This is a genomic window from Alistipes sp. An66 (assembly GCF_002161445.1).
Taxonomy (GTDB): Bacteria; Bacteroidota; Bacteroidia; order Bacteroidales; family Rikenellaceae; genus Alistipes; species Alistipes cottocaccae.
Genome location: NZ_NFHT01000010.1, coordinates 1 through 19,471, shown reverse-complemented (window position 1 = coordinate 19,471; position 19,471 = coordinate 1). Strand labels below are relative to the sequence as shown.

General features: G+C 59.0%; 14 protein-coding genes and 6 tRNA genes. 14 read left to right on the top strand and 6 right to left on the bottom strand.

Annotated elements, in window-relative coordinates:
* Positions 1-407: 407 nt before the first annotated feature.
* From B5G16_RS07980 to rpoC, 13 genes are all read left to right on the top strand, one after another.
* Positions 408-481 (top strand) — tRNA-Thr (locus B5G16_RS07980).
* A 96-nt stretch (positions 482-577) separates the two neighbouring features.
* Positions 578-660: transfer RNA gene (locus B5G16_RS07975), tRNA-Tyr, on the top strand.
* A gap of 81 nt (positions 661-741) precedes the next feature.
* Positions 742-817, top strand: a tRNA-Gly gene (locus tag B5G16_RS07970).
* A 123-nt stretch (positions 818-940) separates the two neighbouring features.
* Positions 941-2,128: an elongation factor Tu gene (gene tuf, locus B5G16_RS07965; protein ID WP_087263056.1), complete on the top strand. Its 1,188-nt coding sequence runs from the start codon at positions 941-943 to the stop codon at positions 2,126-2,128.
* 49 nt (positions 2,129-2,177) lie between these two features.
* A tRNA-Trp gene (locus B5G16_RS07960) sits at positions 2,178-2,251 on the top strand.
* Positions 2,252-2,268: 17 nt separating this feature from the next.
* Entirely contained in the window at positions 2,269-2,466 is a 198-nt protein-coding gene (gene secE / locus B5G16_RS07955) for a preprotein translocase subunit SecE (RefSeq protein WP_087263052.1), read from the top strand.
* A gap of 16 nt (positions 2,467-2,482) precedes the next feature.
* Positions 2,483-3,043 (top strand): transcription termination/antitermination protein NusG, encoded by a 561-nt coding sequence (gene nusG / locus B5G16_RS07950; protein WP_087263051.1) that lies wholly within the window; start codon positions 2,483-2,485, stop codon positions 3,041-3,043.
* A gap of 16 nt (positions 3,044-3,059) precedes the next feature.
* Positions 3,060-3,500 (top strand): 50S ribosomal protein L11, encoded by a 441-nt coding sequence (gene rplK, locus B5G16_RS07945; RefSeq protein ID WP_087263049.1) that lies wholly within the window; start codon positions 3,060-3,062, stop codon positions 3,498-3,500.
* 12 nt (positions 3,501-3,512) lie between these two features.
* Complete coding sequence (gene rplA, locus B5G16_RS07940) at positions 3,513-4,211, top strand: 50S ribosomal protein L1 (protein ID WP_087263047.1); 699 nt, start codon at positions 3,513-3,515, stop codon at positions 4,209-4,211.
* 16 nt (positions 4,212-4,227) lie between these two features.
* Positions 4,228-4,752 carry a 50S ribosomal protein L10 gene (gene rplJ / locus B5G16_RS07935; protein ID WP_087263045.1) on the top strand — a complete coding sequence of 175 codons (525 nt, stop codon included), beginning with the start codon at positions 4,228-4,230 and terminating at the stop codon, positions 4,750-4,752.
* Between the two features lie 43 nt (positions 4,753-4,795).
* Positions 4,796-5,173, top strand: a complete 378-nt coding sequence (gene rplL, locus B5G16_RS07930; RefSeq protein WP_087263043.1) for a 50S ribosomal protein L7/L12 — start codon at positions 4,796-4,798, stop codon at positions 5,171-5,173.
* A 232-nt stretch (positions 5,174-5,405) separates the two neighbouring features.
* Positions 5,406-9,266, top strand: a complete 3,861-nt coding sequence (rpoB, locus tag B5G16_RS07925) for a DNA-directed RNA polymerase subunit beta (protein WP_087263041.1) — start codon at positions 5,406-5,408, stop codon at positions 9,264-9,266.
* 36 nt (positions 9,267-9,302) lie between these two features.
* Positions 9,303-13,562 carry a DNA-directed RNA polymerase subunit beta' gene (gene rpoC, locus B5G16_RS07920; RefSeq protein WP_087263039.1) on the top strand — a complete coding sequence of 1,420 codons (4,260 nt, stop codon included), beginning with the start codon at positions 9,303-9,305 and terminating at the stop codon, positions 13,560-13,562.
* Positions 13,563-13,808: 246 nt separating this feature from the next.
* Here the strand turns inward: rpoC and B5G16_RS07915 are convergent, their stop codons facing one another.
* From B5G16_RS07915 to B5G16_RS07890, 6 genes are all read right to left on the bottom strand, one after another.
* The gene (locus B5G16_RS07915; RefSeq protein ID WP_087263037.1) at positions 13,809-14,216 is read right to left on the bottom strand and encodes a hypothetical protein; all 408 of its coding nucleotides are present in this window, start codon (positions 14,214-14,216) and stop codon (positions 13,809-13,811) included.
* A complete protein-coding gene (locus B5G16_RS07910) occupies positions 14,216-15,418 on the bottom strand; it encodes an L-serine ammonia-lyase, iron-sulfur-dependent, subunit alpha (protein WP_087263035.1) in 1,203 nt (400 codons plus the stop codon). Before B5G16_RS07910 ends, B5G16_RS07915 begins: the two co-directional genes overlap by 1 nt.
* A 116-nt stretch (positions 15,419-15,534) precedes the next feature.
* Positions 15,535-15,606: transfer RNA gene (locus B5G16_RS07905), tRNA-Arg, on the bottom strand.
* A 62-nt stretch (positions 15,607-15,668) separates the two neighbouring features.
* Entirely contained in the window at positions 15,669-17,150 is a 1,482-nt protein-coding gene (locus tag B5G16_RS07900; RefSeq protein WP_087263033.1) for an OmpP1/FadL family transporter, read from the bottom strand.
* Positions 17,151-17,491: 341 nt separating this feature from the next.
* Positions 17,492-18,688 carry a pyridoxal phosphate-dependent aminotransferase gene (locus tag B5G16_RS07895; RefSeq protein ID WP_087263031.1) on the bottom strand — a complete coding sequence of 399 codons (1,197 nt, stop codon included), beginning with the start codon at positions 18,686-18,688 and terminating at the stop codon, positions 17,492-17,494.
* A 26-nt stretch (positions 18,689-18,714) separates the two neighbouring features.
* On the bottom strand, positions 18,715-18,975 hold the full coding sequence (locus B5G16_RS07890; protein ID WP_087263028.1) for an HU family DNA-binding protein: 261 nt from the start codon (positions 18,973-18,975) through the stop codon (positions 18,715-18,717).
* A 162-nt stretch (positions 18,976-19,137) separates the two neighbouring features.
* Here B5G16_RS07890 and B5G16_RS07885 point away from each other — a divergent pair.
* Positions 19,138-19,222: transfer RNA gene (locus B5G16_RS07885), tRNA-Ser, on the top strand.
* Positions 19,223-19,471: the final 249 nt, after the last annotated feature.

The window sequence follows — 19,471 nt, the reverse complement described above, 5'->3', positions numbered from 1 at the left end:
TCCGGCCGGGGGCGGGGCGGATCTCTGCGGAACTCCGTGATAAGGCCCGGGCGAGATGTCGGGCCGGATCTTCGTTCGGGGGTGCGGCGCGGGGCGGATGGCGCCTTTCGGGGCTTCCGAAAGGCGCCATCCGGAGGAGATTCCCGTGAGCCTTCCGGAGCCTGCCCGGCTCAAAAGAAGGCCCGACTCGCTCTTCGACGACAGACTTCCGCCCCGATGATGATATTTTTCGCACGAGTTGTTGCGTTATCCAAAACTTTTCCTATCTTTGCACCCGATTTCGCCCCCGAACTTGCTCCGTGCGGGCGTCGTTCTTTGAGAAGAGTGAAAAAATTAAAAAATTGTCCCCGATTATTTGGTGGATACGTTTTTTATGCCTACTTTTGCAATCCAAAACGGTGAATTCTGCCGATGTAGCTCAGTTGGCCAGAGCAGCTGATTTGTAATCAGCTGGTCGTGGGTTCGAATCCCTCCATCGGCTCGAATGCCGAGACGGCGGACCCGATACCCCGGACAACGTCTCTTCGGCGCTCTCGCGGAATCTCCCCGGCTCCCCTGCGATGCCGGCACCGTATATGGGAAGTTACCAGAGTGGCCAAATGGGGCAGACTGTAAATCTGCTGGCGTACGCCTTCGGTGGTTCGAATCCATCACTTCCCACTGAAATCCGTTCGGAATGCAAAAGTCCGGCGCATCCGGTCTCCGGATGCGGCTCCGGGTCACTCCGACAACGGTATTTTTGCGGAAGTAGCTCAGTTGATAGAGCATCAGCCTTCCAAGCTGAGGGTCGCGAGTTTGAGCCTCGTCTTCCGCTCCAACGCAGCAGCGTGTGATGCAAAGACTCCGGCCTTCAAGCCGGAGATTTGTGTCGCCCGCTTGTTCTGCGGAATGAATTTTAAAACTTGGCAATTTTTAACAATACTTTAAATAACTTAATACTATGGCAAAAGAAAAATTCGACCGGTCGAAACCGCACGTAAACATCGGTACCATCGGTCACGTTGACCACGGTAAGACCACCCTTACCGCAGCTATCACCACCGTGCTGGCTAAACAGGGTCTCTCGGAACTCCGTTCCTTCGACTCCATCGACAACGCTCCCGAAGAGAAAGAGCGCGGTATCACGATCAACACCGCCCACGTCGAATACCAGACCGCCAACCGCCACTACGCTCACGTAGACTGCCCGGGACACGCCGACTATGTGAAGAACATGGTTACCGGTGCCGCACAGATGGACGGTGCCATTCTGGTCGTTGCCGCTACCGACGGCCCGATGCCCCAGACCAACGAGCACGTGCTGCTCGCCCGTCAGGTGAACGTGCCGAAGATCGTCGTCTTCCTGAACAAGTGCGACATGGTGGACGATGCCGAAATGCTCGACCTCGTGGAGATGGAGGTTCGCGACCTGCTTTCGAAATACGACTACGACGGCGACAACGCTCCCGTCATCCGCGGCTCGGCCCTCGGCGCCCTCAATGGCGAGGCCAAGTGGGAGGAGAAGGTCATGGAGCTCATGGATGCCGTAGACTCCTACATCCCCCTGCCGCAGCGCGACAACGAGAAGCCCTTCCTGATGCCTATCGAGGACGTCTTCTCGATCACCGGCCGTGGTACCGTCGTTACGGGCCGTATCGAAACCGGTATCATCCACGTCGGTGACCCCGTAGAGATCATCGGTCTGGAAGAGAAGACCCTGACTTCGACCTGCACCGGCGTCGAGATGTTCCGCAAGCTCCTCGACGAGGGTGAGGCCGGCGACAACGTAGGTCTGCTCCTCCGCGGTATCGACAAGAAGGAGGTTAAGCGCGGTATGGTCGTTGCCAAACCCGGTTCGATCACCCCGCACACCGAGTTCGAGGCCGAGGTCTACATCCTGAAAAAAGAGGAGGGTGGCCGTCACACGCCGTTCCACAACAACTATCGTCCCCAGTTCTATCTGCGTACGATGGACGTAACGGGTGAGGTTCACCTGCCCGCAGGCGTCGACATGGTGATGCCCGGCGACCACGTGACCATCACCGTGAAGCTGATCTACCCGGTTGCCCTGAACGAGGGTCTGCGTTTCGCAATCCGTGAGGGCGGTCGTACGGTAGGTGCCGGTCAGATCCTCAAAATCGTGAAATAAGGATCTTTCCCGATAATTCCCGAGGCGGTGTCCCGCACCGCCTCTTTTTAGGAGCATAGTTCAAGGGTAGAATAGCGGTCTCCAAAACCGTTGATGGGAGTTCGAATCTCTCTGCTCCTGCCAGAATAAACGATTAGGTTATGTTCAACTACTTCAAAGAGTCCTACAACGAGCTTGTCAACAAGGTGACGTGGCCCACGTTCCCGCAGCTCCAAAGCTCTACGATCGTCGTGATGGTGGCTTCGGTCATCTTCGCCGTGGTCGTTCTGGCTATGGACCTGACTTTCGAGAACCTCATGGCCGTCATCTACAAGACCCTGGGTAATCTTGGCCGTTAATTGTCTGTCGTAAGAAATGAGCGAGATTAAGAAACAGTGGTATGTGGTCCGTGCTATCGGCGGTAAGGAGGCGAAGGTCAAAGAGTATATCGAAGCCGAAGTCCGCCATAACCATCTTGAGGACTATATCTCCCAGGTGCTGATCCCGACCGAAAAGGTCTATACCATCCGTAACGGCAAGAAAGTCTCCAAGGAGAAGGTTTCCTATCCCGGTTACGTCCTGGTCGAGGCCGCTTTCGTAGGACAAATCCCCATTCTGATTCGGAATACTCCCAATGTGCTGGGTTTCCTCGGCGATACCAAAGAGGACAGCCGCAAGATGATCGCAACGCCTCTCCGTCCACAGGAGGTCGCGAGAATCCTCGGCCGTGTCGACGAAATGAATGCCATGGAGGAGGAGAACGAAATACCATTCTTTGTCGGCGAGACCGTAAAGGTTACGGACGGTCCTTTCTCGAGCTTCCAAGGTACTATCGAGGCAGTCGACAACGAGCGCAAGAAACTCACGGTATCGGTGAAGATATTCGGGCGCAAAACTCCTATGGAGTTGGGTTTCACACAAGTTGAAAAAGAATAATTAACCAAGGAAAACTATGGCAAAAGAGGTTGCTGCATTTATTAAATTGCAGATCAAAGGTGGTGCCGCAAATCCTTCGCCCCCGGTTGGTCCCGCGTTGGGTTCCAAGGGAGTCAATATCATGGACTTCTGCAAGCAATTCAACGCTCGCACCCAGGACAAGGCCGGCAAGGTTCTTCCGGTCATCATCACGGTTTACAGCGACAAGTCTTTCGATTTCGTTGTAAAACAGCCGCCCGTAGCTATCCAGCTCAAGGAAGCAGCAAAAGTACAGAGCGGCTCCGCACAGCCTAACCGCAACAAGGTCGGTCAGGTTACGTGGGAGCAGATCCGTGAGATCGCACAGGACAAAATGTCCGACATGAACTGCTTCACGCTGGAATCCGCTATGCGAATGGTAGCCGGTACTGCGCGCAGTATGGGTATCAATGTCGTCGGAGAATTTCCTAACTTGTAATCGCAGAAGAAGATGAGTAAGTTGACAAAGAATCAAAAGATCGCCTACGCCAAGGTGGAAGCCGGTAAGGCTTACAAACTTTCGGAGGCTGCCGCTCTTCTGAAGGAAATTACGTTCACGAAATTCGACGCTTCCGTTGATATCGACGTACGTCTGGGCGTAGACCCCCGCAAGGCCAATCAGATGGTCCGCGGCGTCGTTACGCTCCCCCACGGTACGGGTAAGACCGTCCGCGTCCTGGTGCTCTGCACCCCCGAGAAGGAGGCCGAGGCAAAAGCTGCCGGTGCCGATTTCGTCGGACTGGACGAATTCGTCGACAAGATCAAGGGCGGTTGGACCGACGTCGATGTGATCATCTGTACTCCCAACGTGATGGGCAAAGTCGGTGCCCTGGGCCGTATCCTCGGTCCCCGTGGCCTGATGCCGAACCCCAAGACCGGTACGGTGACCATGGAGGTCGGAAAAGCCGTTACGGAGGTCAAGGCCGGTAAGATCGACTTCAAGGTCGACAAGTTCGGTATCATCCACACGACGGTCGGCAAGATCTCGTTCTCTCCGGAGCAGATCGTCGACAACGCCCGGGAGGTGCTCGGCACCATCATCAAACTCAAACCGGCTGCTGCCAAAGGTTCTTATGTGAAGAGTATCTACCTCTCGACCACCATGAGCCCCGGCGTGCAGATTGATGCCAAATCAGTAGAAACCAAATAACAGGAGGATAACAGAGATGACTAAGGAAGAAAAACTGGTTGTAATCAACAGCCTCGCCGAGCAGCTCCAGGCCTATCCTCACTTCTATATCGCCGATATCGCTTCGCTCAACGCCGAGCAGACCGCTGCCCTGCGCCGCAAGTGCTTCGAAAGCGATGTCAAACTGGTGGTCGTCAAGAACACCCTGCTGGGCAAAGCCCTCGAAAAGGTGGAGAAAGCCGACGCTGATCTGGTAAAAGTATTGGAGGGTCCTACCTCGATCATGTTCGCGAACGTGGCCAAAGCCCCGGCCGTGCTGATCAAGGAGTTCCGCAAGAAGTCCGACAAACCCGTCCTCAAGGCCGCTTTCGCCGAGGGATGCATCTATGTCGGCGACAATCAGCTGGACGCCCTCTGCAACATCAAGAGCAAGGAGGAACTCATCGCAGACGTTATCGCGCTGTTGCAGTCCCCGGCCAAGAATGTTATTTCTGCATTGCAGGCTAATGCAGGCCAAAAGATTGCGGGCCTCGTGAAGACGCTCGAATCCAGAAACAACTAATTTCACAAACAAGAATCAAAAACAAATTAATAAGCTTACAACTATGGCAGACGTAAAGAAACTCGCTGAAGAACTGGTAAACCTGAAGGTTACCGAGGTTAACGAACTCGCTCAGATCCTCAAGGAGGAGTATGGCATTGAGCCGGCTGCTGCCGCTGTTGCCGTTGCAGCTCCCGCTGCCGGTGCCGGTGAGGCCGCTGCTGCCGAGAAATCGACCTTCGACGTGATCCTGAAGAACGCCGGCCAGGCTAAACTCCAGGTCATCAAGGCCGTGAAGGATATCGCAGGTCTCTCGCTCGGTGATGCAAAGGCTCTCGTAGACGGTGCTCCCAAGGCCGTGAAAGAGGGTGTTTCCAAGGAGGAGGCCGAGCAGATCAAAGGCCAGCTCGAGGAGGCAGGTGCAGAAGTTGAGCTCAAGTAGCATTGCTGCTTGAGCTCGACAGATGACGAACAGGTATAGGGCTTACCCAGTGTAGGCTCTATGCCTTTTCTTGGTCTAAGGATCGGAAGTGCCGAGTCGGAGCTGTGTCCGTTCCTTGGATGTTGAAATGCTCCCGGGGCGTCATGCCCTCCACACGGGAGCATTGACGGGATGGTAACCCGCTTATTTGGGTTCGGTAACCCATTACAAGTCAATTAATTTGGATTCTACGATGTCCGCACCAAAAACACAACAGAGAATCAGCTTCTCCTCCATCAAGAACCGGGTGCCTTATCCCGATCTGCTGGAGGTGCAGCTCAAATCATTCCGGGACTTTTTCCAGATGGACACGACGGCCGAAAACCGTAAGAACGAGGGACTTTACAAGGTCTTTCAGGAAAATTTCCCCATTACGGATACCCGGAACAACTTCGTTCTGGAGTTTATCGACTATTATATAGATCCACCCAGATACTCCATCGAGGAGTGTCTCGAACGGGGACTTACGTACAGCGTCCCCTTGAAGGCCAAGCTGAAACTCTACTGCACGGACGATGAACACGAGGATTTCGGGGTCGTGGTGCAGGACGTCTATTTCGGGACGATCCCCTACATGACCGAACGCGGTACGTTCGTCATCAACGGCGCCGAGCGCGTCATCGTCTCCCAGCTGCACCGTTCGCCCGGCGTCTTCTTCGGTCAGAGCATGCACACGAACGGTACGAAACTCTACTCGGCACGTATCATCCCCTTCAAGGGTTCGTGGATCGAGTTCGCGACGGACATCAACAACGTCATGTATGCCTACATCGACCGCAAGAAGAAGCTGCCCGTCACCACGCTGCTGCGCGCCATCGGTTATGAGGCCGACCAGCAGATCCTCGAAATCTTCGACCTCGCCGACGAGGTCAAGGTCTCGAAGGCTACGCTCAAAAAGGCCGTAGGCCGCAAACTCGCCGCCCGTGTGCTTTCGACCTGGGTCGAGGACTTCGTCGACGAGGATACCGGAGAGGTCGTCTCCATCGAGCGTAACAACGTCATCGTCGATCGTGAAACCGTCCTCGAAGAGGAGCACATCGACCAGATCATCGAAAGCGGCGCCAAGACCATCCTCCTCCACAAGGAGAACCAGTCGGGCATCGACTTCTCGATCATCTACAATACGCTGCAAAAGGACCCCTGCAACTCCGAAAAGGAGGCTGTGGTTTACATATACAGGCAGTTGCGCGCTTCGGAGCCGCCCGATGAGGCCACGGCCCGCGATGTCATCGAGAAGCTCTTCTTCTCCGACAAGCGCTACGACCTGGGCGACGTGGGCCGCTACCGCATCAACAAGAAGCTGGATCTGGACATCGATCCGGCCATCCGCACGTTGACGCGCGAGGACATCATCGCCATCATCAAGTACCTGATCCAGCTGATCAACTCCAAGGCCGACGTCGACGATATCGACCACCTGTCGAACCGCCGCGTGCGCACCGTCGGAGAGCAGCTCTCGAACCAGTTCTCGGTCGGCTTCGTGCGCATGGCACGGACCATCCGCGAACGCATGAACGTGCGCGACAACGAGGTCTTCACCCCGGTGGACCTGATCAACGCCAAGACCCTCTCGTCGGTGATCAACTCCTTCTTCGGGACCTCGCAGCTCTCGCAGTTCATGGACCAGATCAACCCGCTGGCCGAAATCACCCACAAGCGCCGTCTTTCGGCCCTCGGCCCCGGCGGTCTGTCGCGTGACCGCGCCGGTTTCGAGGTTCGCGACGTGCACTACACCCACTACGGACGTCTCTGCCCGATCGAGTCGCCGGAAGGCCCGAACATCGGTCTGATCTCCTCGCTGTGCGTCTATGCGAAGATCTCTCCGATGGGATTCATCGAGACCCCGTACCGCACCGTCGAGAACGGAAAGGTCGATCTCGACAACTCGCACATCCGCTACTACTCGGCCGAAGAGGAGGAGGGCAAGATCGTGGCGCAGTCGAACGTTCCGCTCGGCGACGACGGCTCGTTCCTGGAGCCCGACCGCGTCAAGGCGCGTGAGGGTGCCGACTTCCCCGTGGTGACCGCCGATGAGGTCAACCTCATGGACGTGGCGCCGAACCAGATCGCCTCGATCGCCGCCAGCCTGATCCCCTTCCTGGAGCACGACGACGCAAACCGTGCCCTGATGGGTTCGAACATGATGCGCCAGGCCGTGCCCCTGGTGACCTCGGAAGCCCCGATCGTCGGCACGGGTATCGAGAAGGACATGATCTCCGACAGCCGCATCCAGATCGTCGCCGAGGGCGACGGCGAAGTCGTATTCGCGGATGCCACGAAGATCCAGATCAAGTACGAGCGCACGGAGGACGAGATCCTCGCGTCGTTCGATCCCGAAATCACGACCTACGAGCTGCCCCGTTACCGCCGCACGAACCAGAACACCTCGGTGACGCTGAAACCGACGGTCCTCACGGGCGACCACGTGACCAAGGGTCAGATCCTGACCGAAGGCTACTCGACGCAGCACGGCGAACTGGCCCTGGGCCGCAACCTGAAAGTGGCCTTCATGCCCTGGAAGGGTTACAACTTCGAGGACGCCATCGTGATCTCGGAGCGCATCCAGCGTGAGGATATCTTCACCTCGGTGCACGTCGACGAGTACATCATGGAGGTGCGCGACACGAAGCGCGGCGTCGAGGAGCTGACCTCGGACATCCCCAACGTCTCGGAGGACGCCACGAAGGACCTCGATGCCAACGGTATCGTCCGCATCGGGGCCAACATCCACCCGGGGGACATCCTCATCGGCAAGATCACCCCGAAGGGCGAGAGCGATCCGTCGCCCGAGGAGAAGCTCCTGCGTGCGATCTTCGGCGACAAGGCCGGCGACGTGAAGGACGCTTCGCTGAAAGCCCAGCCGTCGCTGCACGGCGTGGTGATCGACACCAAGCTGTACAGCCGCGCCAACAAGGAGGGCAAGAAGAGCAAGAGCGCCGAAAAGGCACAGCTCGAAAAACTCGACGAGAAGTTCGCCGCCGAGATCGCCGAACTCACCAAGCGTCTGGTCGGCAAACTCTGGACGCTGCTCCAGGGCAAGACCACTACGGGAATTACGGACTACTTCGGTGTGGAACTCTATCCCGCCGGCACGAAGTTCTCGCAGAAGATGCTCGAAGAGATCGCCCGCAAGTCGGCCGACGAGAAGACCGGCGTCGAGATGGGTTATCTCAACCTCGGATCCTGCAACTGGACCGGCGACGCGCATGTCGACGGGCTGATCGAGGCTACGGTCAACAACTACACCATCGAGTGGAAGAAGGCCGACGCCGCCATCAAGCGCGAGAAGTACAACCTCACCAACGGCGACGAACTCCCGCAGACGGGCGTCATCCAGATGGCCAAGGTCTACATCGCCAAGAAACGCAAGCTGAAAGTCGGTGACAAGATGGCCGGACGGCACGGCAACAAGGGTATCGTGGCCAAGGTGGTGCGCGACGAGGACATGCCGTTCCTCGAGGATGGAACGATCGTCGACATCTGTCTGAACCCGCTGGGCGTGCCTTCGCGTATGAACCTCGGGCAGATCTACGAGACCGTCCTCGGCTGGGCCGGACGCGAACTCGGGCTGAAATTCGCCACCCCGATCTTCGACGGCGCCTCGCTCGACCAGATCAACGAGTACACCGCGCAGGCCGGGCTCCCGCACAGCGGCCGCACGTACCTCTACGACGGCGGTACGGGCGAGAAGTTCGACCAGCCCGCAACCGTCGGCGTGATCTACATGCTCAAACTCGGCCACATGATCGACGACAAGATGCACGCCCGTTCGATCGGCCCGTACTCGCTCATCACGCAGCAGCCCCTCGGCGGTAAGGCCCAGTTCGGCGGTCAGCGTTTCGGTGAGATGGAGGTCTGGGCCCTCGAAGGATTCGGTGCCGCCAACATCCTGCAGGAGATCCTGACGATCAAGTCCGACGACGTCATGGGACGCGCCAAGGCCTATGAGGCCATCGTCAAGGGCGAAAACCTCCCCAAACCCGGTATCCCCGAGGCCATGAACGTCCTGCTGCACGAGCTGCGCGGTCTGGCACTCTCGGTGAAACTCGAATAAGGTGTGTTCAAGAGGACAAGATAAACGAAAACAGATATGTCAATTACCAAAGACAATAAACTGAACAACGGGTACAGCCGGATCTCGATCGGCCTGGCTTCTCCGGAGGAGATCCTGGCCCAGTCGAGCGGCGAGGTCCTGAAACCCGAGACCATCAACTACCGCACCTACAAGCCCGAACGCGACGGCTTGTTCTGCGAGCGGATTTTCGGCCCGGTGAAGGATTACGAGTGCCACTGCGGCAAGTACAAGCGCATCCGCTACAAGGGGATCGTCTGCGACCGATGCGGTGTCGAGGTGACCGAAAAGAAGGTCCGCCGCGAACGCATGGGACACATCTCCCTCGTGGTGCCGGTGGTGCACATCTGGTATTTCCGCTCGCTGCCGTCGAAGATCGGATACCTGCTCGGGATCCCCTCCAAGAAGCTCGAAGCTATCATCTACTACGAGCGTTACGTCGTCATCAACCCCGGTGCCGCATCGGAACAGGGCATCGAGCGTCTGGCCACGCTCTCCGAGAAGGAGTATCTCGACGTGCTGGCTGCCCTCCCGAAGGGAAACCAGGCCCTCGACGACTCGGATCCCAACAAGTTCGTCGCGCAGATGGGTGCCGAGGCCATCTACACGCTGCTGAAACAGGTCGACCTCGACTCGATGTCCTACGCCCTGCGTCACAAGGCCTCGACCGAGACCTCGCAGCAGCGTAAGTCCGAAGCCTTGAAGTGCCTGAACGTCATCGAGTCGTTCCGCGCTTCGCAGGGCAAGAACAAACCCGAATGGATGGTGTTGAGCGTCATTCCGGTGATCCCGCCCGAGCTGCGCCCGCTGGTGCCGCTGGACGGCGGCCGTTTCGCCACGTCGGACCTGAACGACCTCTACCGCCGCGTCATCATCCGCAACAACCGTCTGAAACGGCTCATCGAGATCAAGGCCCCGGAGGTCATCCTCCGCAACGAGAAGCGCATGTTGCAGGAGGCCGTCGACTCGCTGTTCGACAACTCGCGCAAGTCGAACGCCGTGAAGAACGAATCGAACCGCCCGCTCAAATCGCTCTCCGACTCGCTCAAAGGAAAGCAGGGACGTTTCCGTCAGAACCTGCTCGGTAAGCGTGTCGACTACTCGGCCCGTTCGGTCATCGTCGTCGGCCCCGAGTTGAAGATGCACGAGATGGGTATCCCGAAGGACATGGCCGCCGAACTGTACAAGCCGTTCGTCATCCGCAAGCTCATCGAGCGCGGCATCGTCAAGACGGTGAAGTCGGCCAAGAAGATCATCGACCGCAAGGATCCCGTCATCTGGGGCATTCTCGAAAACGTCATCAAGGGTCACCCCGTGCTGATGAACCGTGCCCCGACGCTGCACCGTCTGGGTATTCAGGCCTTCCAGCCCAAGCTGATCGAGGGCAAGGCCATGCAGCTCCACCCGCTGGCCTGTACGGCCTTCAACGCCGACTTCGACGGTGACCAGATGGCCGTGCACCTCCCGCTGGGCAATGCCGCCATTCTGGAAGCCCAGCTGCTGATGCTCGGGTCGCACAACGTCCTCAACCCCGCCAACGGAGCCCCGATCACCGTGCCCTCGCAGGACATGGTCCTCGGACTCTACTACATCACCAAACCCCGCAAGGGCGTCAAGGGCGAGGGGCAGGTCTTCTACGGCCCGGAGGAGGCGATCATCGCCTACAACGAGAAGCGCGCCGATCTGCACGCCATCGTGAAGTGCCTGGTCGACGACATCGACGAGCAGGGCAACCCCGTGCGCGTGTTGAAGGAGACCACCATCGGCCGCATCCTCTTCAACCAGGTCGTACCGAAGGAGGTCGGATACATCAACGAGGTCCTCACGAAGCGTTCGCTGCGTGACATCATCGCCGTCGTGATGAAGAAGGCCGGTGCCGACAAGGTGGCCAACTTCCTCGACGACATCAAGGACATGGGATACCGGATGGCATTCCAGGGCGGTCTGTCGTTCAACCTCGATGCCGTGATCATCCCCCAGGAGAAGGAGAAACTCGTGCAGGAGGGATACGACCGGTCGGACGCCATCATGGAGGACTACAACATGGGTCTGATCACCAACAACGAGCGTTACAACCAGATCATCGACGTCTGGACGAACATCAACTCGAAACTGACCAAAGCCGTGATCGACACGCTGGTCAAGGACGACGACGGTTTCAACCCGGTCTACATGATGCTCGACTCCGGAGCCCGCGGTTCGAAGGAGCAGATCCGTCAGTTGAGCGGTATGCGCGGTCTGATGGCCAAGCCGCAGAAGTCGGGTGTCGAAGGCGGCCAGCAGGTCATCGAGAACCCGATCCTCTCGAACTTCAAGGAGGGACTTTCGGTGTTGGAGTACTTCATCTCCACGCACGGTGCCCGCAAGGGTCTGGCCGATACCGCCTTGAAGACGGCCGACGCCGGTTATCTGACCCGCCGTCTGGTCGACGTCGCACAGGACGTCATCATCAACGAGGAGGACTGCGGCACGCTGCGCGGTCTGACCGCTACGGCCATCAAACGCAACGACGATGTCGTGCAGACGCTTTACGACCGCATCCTCGGACGTGTGGCCCTGAACGACGTGATCCACCCGCTGACGGGCGAGGTGATGTGCAAGGCCGGTGAGGAGATCACCGAGTCGATCGCCGAGGCCATCGAGAAGTCGCCGCTCGAATCCGTCGAGATCCGTTCGGTGCTCACCTGCGAGTCGCGTCGCGGCGTCTGCGCCAAGTGCTACGGCCGCAACCTCGCAACGGCCCGCATGGTCCAGAAGGGCGAAGTCGTCGGCGTCATCGCCGCACAGTCCATCGGCGAGCCGGGTACGCAGCTGACGCTCCGTACGTTCCACGTCGGTGGCGTGGCCGGCGGTACGGCCGTCGAGACCAACGTCATCTCGAAGTACGAGGGCCGTCTGGAAATCGACGAACTGCGCACCGTCAAGGGCAAGAACGCCGCCGGCGAGGCGATCGACATCGTCATCTCGCGTCAGTCGGAGTTCCGCATCGTCGATCCCAAGACCGAGATCGTTCTCTATACGCACAACCTGCCCTACGGCGCCACGCTCTTCATGGCGGACGGTGCCGAGGTCAAGAAGGGCGACCTGATCTGCGAGTGGGACCCCTACAACGCCGTGATCATTTCGGAGTACGAGGGACGCGCCGTCTACGAGAACATCATCGAGGGCGTCACCTACCGCGACGAGCGCGACGAGCAGACCGGTCTCTCGGAGAAGGTCGTCATCGAGTCCAAGGACAAGACCAAGAACCCCGTCATCAAGATCCAGAACAAGGAGGGCGAGGAGGTCAAGCAGTACAACCTGCCCGTCTCGGCGCACATCGTCATCAAGGACAATGCCCGAATCAAGGCCGGCGATATCCTGATCAAGATCCCGCGCGCCGTCGGCAAGTCCGGAGGCGACATCACCGGAGGTCTGCCGCGTGTCACGGAGCTCTTCGAGGCCCGCAACCCGTCGAACCCCGCCATTGTCTCGGAGATCGACGGCGAGGTGACCTTCGGCAAGATCAAGCGCGGTAACCGCGAGATCATCATCACCTCGAAGCAGGGCGATGTGAAGCGTTACCTCGTGCCGCTGTCGCGCCAGATCATCGTGCAGGAGAACGACTACGTGAAGGCCGGAAGCCCGCTCTCGGACGGCGCCATCACGCCGAGCGACATCCTCAACATCCTCGGTCCGACGAAGGTGCAGGAGTACATCGTCAACGAGGTCCAGGAGGTCTACCGCATGCAGGGCGTGAAGATCAACGACAAACACTTCGAGGTGATCGTCCGCCAGATGATGTCGAAGGTCAAGATCGAGGATCCGGGAGACACCCGCTTCTTCGAGGACCAGATCGTCGACAAGTGGGAGTTCATGGATGTCAACGACGAACTCTACGACAAGGTCGTCGTAACGGACGCCGGCGACTCCACGGCGCTGCAACCCGGACAGATCGTCTCGCTGCGCAAACTCCGCGACGAGAATTCGAGCCTCAAACGCCGCGATCTGCGCCCCGTACAGGTGCGTGACATCGTGCCGGCAACCTCGACCCAGGTCTTGCAGGGTATTACCCGCGCTGCACTCCAAACTTCGAGCTTCATCTCGGCCGCTTCGTTCCAGGAGACCACCAAGGTCCTCAACGAGGCTGCCATCCAGGCGAAGGTCGACCCGCTGGAAAACCTGAAGGAGAACGTCATCTGCGGACACCTGATCCCCGGCGGTACGGGTCTGCGCGAGTACGACGATCTCGTGGTCGGTGCCAAGTCCGATCTGGAGAAGCTCCAGATGGCTCAGTAACGGCCGTGACTGGAGGCAGGCTCTCCAGCGGAGAGCGCTTCCGGTTTCTGCCCGCATGAAAAAATCCCCTCTCGATTCGAGAGGGGATTTTTTGTGTGGTTAAGGTTACGAAACAAGGATGGTGGTGGACGGACCATGCGAAAAGGCCCGGTTTCAGGAACCGATTCGGAGGGTGGGATGCCGTGGGGTCGTGGATGAGGGCCAGGCTGAAGGACCCGGGTCGGCGCGATAGGAGGGTGGGGCGGTTTAACGACGGAGCCAGAGAGCCAGGCGTGGGGCACATCCGGTGAACAGAACGACAAGCGGCCAAAGGTTGCCGTGGCTCATGTCGTAGTTGTGGAGCAGCGCGGAGAGGTCGGCTCCCTGTGCAATGCCCGCACCCGTTTCGAAAGCAACGGTCAGTACAAACCACAACAGGCCGATTCGCCAGGCGGGGATCGGATGGCCTTGTGTGCCCAGACGCGGGATAAACAGCCAGGAGAGCAGCAGGATGATGCCCATCAGCAACAGCCCGCTGACGGGCAGGGCAACGGATTCGCCCAGCATGGGACGGAGCACGCCTTCCCGCAAGGCGCCGTTGAGAATCGCGCACGGAACGATGGCCAGCCAGACGGCTGCCGATTTCAGAAGCACCTTTCCGTTCCGGGCCTCCATTATTTGCGGTCGTAACGCTTGGCAAGACCCCCTTCGGCCGTCTCCCGGTAGAGACTCGGCAGGTTGTGGCCCGTCTCGTTCATCACCTCCACGACCTTGTCGTAGGAGACCAGATGCGCACCGTCCGACAGCGTCGCGTAGATGTTCGCATCCAGCGCCCGGGCCGCCGCGATGGCATTGCGCTCGATACACGGAACCTGAACCAGCCCGCAGACCGGATCGCAGGTCAGACCCAGGTGGTGTTCCAACCCCATTTCGGCGGCGTACTCGATCTGCGACGGCGTCCCGCCGAAGAGCTGGCACGCCGCGGCGGCCGCCATGGCGCACGCCACGCCGACCTCGCCCTGGCACCCCACCTCGGCCCCCGAAATCGAGGAGTTCGTCTTCGCCACGTTGCCGAAAAGCCCTGCCGTAGCCAGCGCCCGCAGCAGCCGGATGCGCAGAAAGTCCCGCGAGGTGGCCAGGTGATAGAGAACCGCCGGAACCACACCGCTCGATCCGCACGTCGGAGCCGTGACGACGATGCCGCCCGAGGCATTCTCCTCGGAGGTCGCCAGTGCGTAGGCGTAGATCTTCGCACGCGAGGCCAGCGTCCCGGTGTAGCTCTTCGACTTCACGAAATAGGTCGATGCTTTCCGCGCCACCTTCAAACCGCCCGGCAGCACCCCGTCGTTGTTCAGCCCCCGCTGGATCGTCTCGCACATCGAAGTCCAGATCGTATCGAGGTAGTCCCAGATCTCGGGCCCTTCGCAGTCGTTCACATACTCCCAGTAGGTCTTCCCTTCGCGGTAGCACCACTCCTTGATCTCGGCGATCGTCGACATCGGGTAGATGCTCCGCGGAACCTCCAACCGCGATGTCTCGTTGGCCAGCGCTCCGCCGCCGATGCTGTAAATCGTCCACGAATCGACCGGCTCACTCCCTTTCAGCCCTTCGAACAGCATCCCGTTGGGGTGGAAGGGGAGGGTGATCTCCGGCTTCCAGACAATCTCCGTCGGGGCGACGGGTTCCAGCACCGAGCGGATTGCCACGTCCGTGAGGTGGCCCCTGCCCGTCGCGGCCAGCGATCCGTAGAGCGTGACGCGGTAGGCGTCGACCTCCCGGCAGCGCTCCGCAAAGCGTTCCGCCGCCCGTTTCGGACCCATCGTGTGGCTGCTCGACGGTCCGTTACCGATCTTGTAGAGTTCTTTCAGCGATTCCATATTCGTTCGTTTTCCTTCTCTTCTGTTCCTTGCCGCGGGGTAGAGCGATCTGTCGCGGCGCAGGGAACGCCCGCTCCGCATTCAAAAAAAGGGTGGCTTTCACCCCCCCCCTTGTGTAGCCCCACCGCGACTCGAACGCGAATTTAGGGTTTAGGAAACCCTCGTTCTATCCCTTGAACTATGAGGCCGAAATATTTGCGGAGCACTTCCTGCAAAGCGCTCCGCAAATATAGTAATTTTTTGCAAACTTTCAGAAACTGATCCGCATGCCGAACGAAACCACGTGTGCGTGGAGCTTGTAGTTCCGCGTGAAGACCTCTTCGAGCTGGCCGCTCGAATAGCCGTAGATCGGGTAGGAGCCCGTACGCTCGGGATCCGCCGACGAAACGTAGCAGTATGCAAGGTCGAGTGACAAACTCCGCGCCAGCCGGAACGACGCACCCAGCGAGTAGGCGATCTTCGTCATCGACGGCGTCTCGGGGTTCAGGTAGTTGCTGTCCACGGGGCTCTCGTCGAAGTAGATACCCGCGCGGGCCGTCAGCCAGTTCAGCGCCTGATACTCGGCTCCGAAGCGTGCCGACAACGTGTTCGAGTAGTTCTTCACCGAGTAGATGTCCTTGATCCCCAGCTCCGTCTCGTTGAATGCGACGTTCAGATCCTTGTAGGCCGACCAGCCGATCCATTGCAGGTCGACGGCCATCTGCCATTTGGCGTTCGGGCGGTACGACACGCCCCACGTCACGGTCGTCGGCAACGGCAGCTCGGTGTGGAACGTCCCCTTGTCGAGAGCCGGAATCAGTTGCGTATTGCTGCTTAGCTGTCCGAGCTGTTCGATCAGCGCCGCAGCTTCCGGAGCGATGTTCATGACGGCGCGGCCGCGGTCCACCTTCATGTTCATCCGCGAGCGGTAGCTCATCGCCAGCGACCACTGGTCGTTGATGTCCCACAGAATACCGGCATTCACGCCTACGGCTACATTGGCATTGCCCGAGAGCTTGGCCGACACGATCGATTGATCCATCGTATTCTCCAGATAGCCTTTTCCCTGCTGGAGCATTTGCAGCGTAGCCTGAGCCTGGGCAAGCTCCTCGCCCGTGAGGGCTCCGCTGCCGATTGCGGCGGTCAGTTGGGTGATCTTTGGATCGAGCATTCTGGTAATCAGTCCCTGGCGGGTCGCCTGCGAGAGCAGCGAACGCGACAGGTCGAAGTTGCCCCACGTGATCATCAGACCCGCACCGATCGACAGGCGGTCGCAGATCTTGAACGAAACCGTCGGCTGTACCGTATAGGCCGCCAGGTTGATCTCCTGGATCAGGTGTGCTCCCGACCAGTTGCTGCCCCAGTTCATCGACGAGCCGTCCGGCGTGTAGAAGCCCAGACCCACCGACCAGCGTTTCGACGGCTTGTAGTTGATGTACATGTGCAGCGGCGTCGACATCTTGTTGTCGGAGGTCTCCTGCAAGTCGCTTTTGTAACCATTGGCGGCCGTGGGAAGCGTCGAGGCCGTAACCGACGAAAGGATGCCCGTGGCGCCGAGCGAGATGTCGAATTTCGACTCCTGGAATGCGGCAGCGGCCGGGTTGAAGTAGATGGATTCGGACCCCAGTTTCATCGCGGTTCCGACGTTGGCCATTCCGGCCTGACGGGCCGAAAAGTTGTTCACCTGATACCCTTCGGCGAATGCCCCGGCGGTCATGCCTGCGGCTGCCAATGCAAGGAGAATTTTTTTCATAATCAAAAGTTTGGTTTATACCTGGCGGGTCTCACGACACGCAAAATCGGGGGCAAAAGTATAAAAACTATCCCCGCGGGCCAAACTTTTTGGTCTGAAATTCGTAAAAATTGGAATATATGGCATAGTTTTGGACGATTTGGCGAATTGCTCCCGCAATAAAAAACGGCTTCCCTGTTCGGAAGCCGTTTCTATATCGGTTGTGGGGAGGCGGATGTCGCCTGGGGGCATTGGGGTTTTGCCAGTCGGGGGATTCGGCTGTGGCCGGTCGGGAGCGGTCCGCTGCTATGATCCGGTGTGCCGTCGGGGTTGGTCGATCCGGCGTGTCCGACCCCCCCCCGCTATGCCCGGTTGTTGTAGGCTTCGAGCGCCTTGCTCAAAATGAACAGGGCCCGTTCGAGATCCTCCTTTTTCAGCACATAGGCGATCCGCACCTCGTTGCGGCCGCAGCCCGGATCGGAGTAGAAGCCCGACGCCGGAGCCATCATCACCGTCTCGCCCTCGTATTCGAAGTGTTCCAGACACCAGGCGCAGAACTTGTCGCTGTCATCCACCGGCAGCCGTGCCACCGTGTAGAATGCTCCCATCGGGATCGGAGAGTAGACGCCCGGAATGCGGTTCAGACCGTCGATCAGACACTTCCGGCGTTCGATGTACTCCTCGTAGACCTCCGTGCTGTACGACCGCGGGGCGTCGATCGACGCTTCGGCCACGATCTGCCCGATCAGCGGCGGCGAGAGGCGCGCCTGGCAGAACTTCATCACCGCGTCGCGCAGCTTCCGGTTCTTGGTGATCAGCGCCCCGATGCGGATGCCGCACTCCGAGTAGCGTTTCGACACCGAGTCGATCAGCACGACGTTCTGCTCGATCCCTTCGAGATGGCACGCCGAGATGTAGGGCGAACCCGTATAGATGAATTCGCGGTAGACCTCGTCCGAGAAGAGGAACAGGTCGTATTTCTTGACCAGATCGCGGATCTGGTTCATCTCCCGCCGCGTATAGAGGTAACCCGTCGGGTTGTTGGGGTTGCAGATCAGGATGCCGCGCGTGCGTTCGTTGATCAGTTTCTCGAACTCCTCGATCGGGGGCAGCGCGAAGCCGTTCTCGATCGACGACACCACCGGGCGGATCACCGCTCCGGCCGAGATCGCGAAGGCCATGTAGTTGGCATAGGCCGGTTCGGGGACGATGATCTCGTCGCCCGGATTCAAACACGTCATGAAGGCGAACAGAACCGCTTCGGAACCGCCCGTGGTGACGATGATCTCCTCGGGCGTGAGTTTGATCTGGTACTGGTCGTAGTAGGAGACCAGCTTCTCACGCAGCGAACGATAGCCGTCGCTGGGGCTGTATTCCAATACTTTGCGGTCGATGCGTTTCAGCGCGTCGAGTCCTACCTGCGGGGTCGGGAGGTCGGGTTGTCCGATGTTCAGGTGGTAGATCTTGATCCCTCGTGCCCGGGCGGCATCGGCCAGCGGCACGAGTTTGCGTATCGGGGAGGCCGGCATCTGCTCGGCCCGAAGTGAAATCTGCGGCATTTCTGTTTTTTCTTTTTGCTGGGAGGTCATTCGATCTCCACCGTCGGACGGAACTTGATGACCTTCCGCGGCGGAATCTTTACGGCGGCACCCGTTCGGGGGTTGCGGCCCACGCGCTCGGCCTTCTGTTGCACGCTGAACGTCCCGAGCCCCGTCAGCGTCAGCCGTTCGCCCTCACGGAGCGATTGAACCGTGACCCGGATCATGGCATCGACAGCCTTGCGGGCTTCGACTTTCGTGAGGTGTGCGTCGAGGGCGATGGCCTCGACAAACTGGGCTTTGTTCATGACGTGGTGCGTGATGGGAGTAACCTAACCTGTTGACAAAGATACGGAAATTTTGAATAAAGCGAAAAATTCCCCTGTTTTTTTGACATTCGAGGTCCGGTACGGCGTTGAAATTCCGGAGAAGATTTGGCGGAATGGAAAATCGGTGCTACTTTTGTCTCCGGAAAGTTGGCGGAGTGGTCGATCGCGGCGGTCTTGAAAACCGTTGAACCGCAAGGTTCCGGGGGTTCGAATCCCTCACTTTCCGCCGGCACGCAGCACAATGCGCGGGATGACAAACGACGGATCTTCGGATCCGTCGTTTTCGTTGTTTTCCGGAGGTCCTTCGAAATGAATTTCGGGCACCTCCGGAAAACATCTTCCGGCAGATTGCCGTAGTCATCCCTTGCAGCGCGTCGGACCGGGTTCTCACGGGTCGGGGGTTGCGGGGTTACAGGCGTTTATTTTCAGCGGTAACCCCGCGAGGGCTTCGCCCTTCGAATCCCTCACTTTCCGC

What these genes read in the sequence shown, in the direction of transcription:
- nusG (WP_087263051.1), top strand. Translation starts at nt 2,483, where the DNA reads ATGAGCGAGATTAAGAAACAGTGGTATGTGGTCCGTGCTATCGGCGGT.
- B5G16_RS07910 (WP_087263035.1), bottom strand. Translation starts at nt 15,418, where the DNA reads ATGGAATCGCTGAAAGAACTCTACAAGATCGGTAACGGACCGTCGAGC.
- B5G16_RS07900 (WP_087263033.1), bottom strand. Translation starts at nt 17,150, where the DNA reads ATGAAAAAAATTCTCCTTGCATTGGCAGCCGCAGGCATGACCGCCGGG.
- secE (WP_087263052.1), top strand. Translation starts at nt 2,269, where the DNA reads ATGTTCAACTACTTCAAAGAGTCCTACAACGAGCTTGTCAACAAGGTG.
- B5G16_RS07890 (WP_087263028.1), bottom strand. Translation starts at nt 18,975, where the DNA reads ATGAACAAAGCCCAGTTTGTCGAGGCCATCGCCCTCGACGCACACCTC.
- rplA (WP_087263047.1), top strand. Translation starts at nt 3,513, where the DNA reads ATGAGTAAGTTGACAAAGAATCAAAAGATCGCCTACGCCAAGGTGGAA.
- rplL (WP_087263043.1), top strand. Translation starts at nt 4,796, where the DNA reads ATGGCAGACGTAAAGAAACTCGCTGAAGAACTGGTAAACCTGAAGGTT.
- rpoB (WP_087263041.1), top strand. Translation starts at nt 5,406, where the DNA reads ATGTCCGCACCAAAAACACAACAGAGAATCAGCTTCTCCTCCATCAAG.
- tuf (WP_087263056.1), top strand. Translation starts at nt 941, where the DNA reads ATGGCAAAAGAAAAATTCGACCGGTCGAAACCGCACGTAAACATCGGT.
- B5G16_RS07895 (WP_087263031.1), bottom strand. Translation starts at nt 18,688, where the DNA reads ATGCCGCAGATTTCACTTCGGGCCGAGCAGATGCCGGCCTCCCCGATA.
- rplJ (WP_087263045.1), top strand. Translation starts at nt 4,228, where the DNA reads ATGACTAAGGAAGAAAAACTGGTTGTAATCAACAGCCTCGCCGAGCAG.
- rpoC (WP_087263039.1), top strand. Translation starts at nt 9,303, where the DNA reads ATGTCAATTACCAAAGACAATAAACTGAACAACGGGTACAGCCGGATC.
- B5G16_RS07915 (WP_087263037.1), bottom strand. Translation starts at nt 14,216, where the DNA reads ATGGAGGCCCGGAACGGAAAGGTGCTTCTGAAATCGGCAGCCGTCTGG.
- rplK (WP_087263049.1), top strand. Translation starts at nt 3,060, where the DNA reads ATGGCAAAAGAGGTTGCTGCATTTATTAAATTGCAGATCAAAGGTGGT.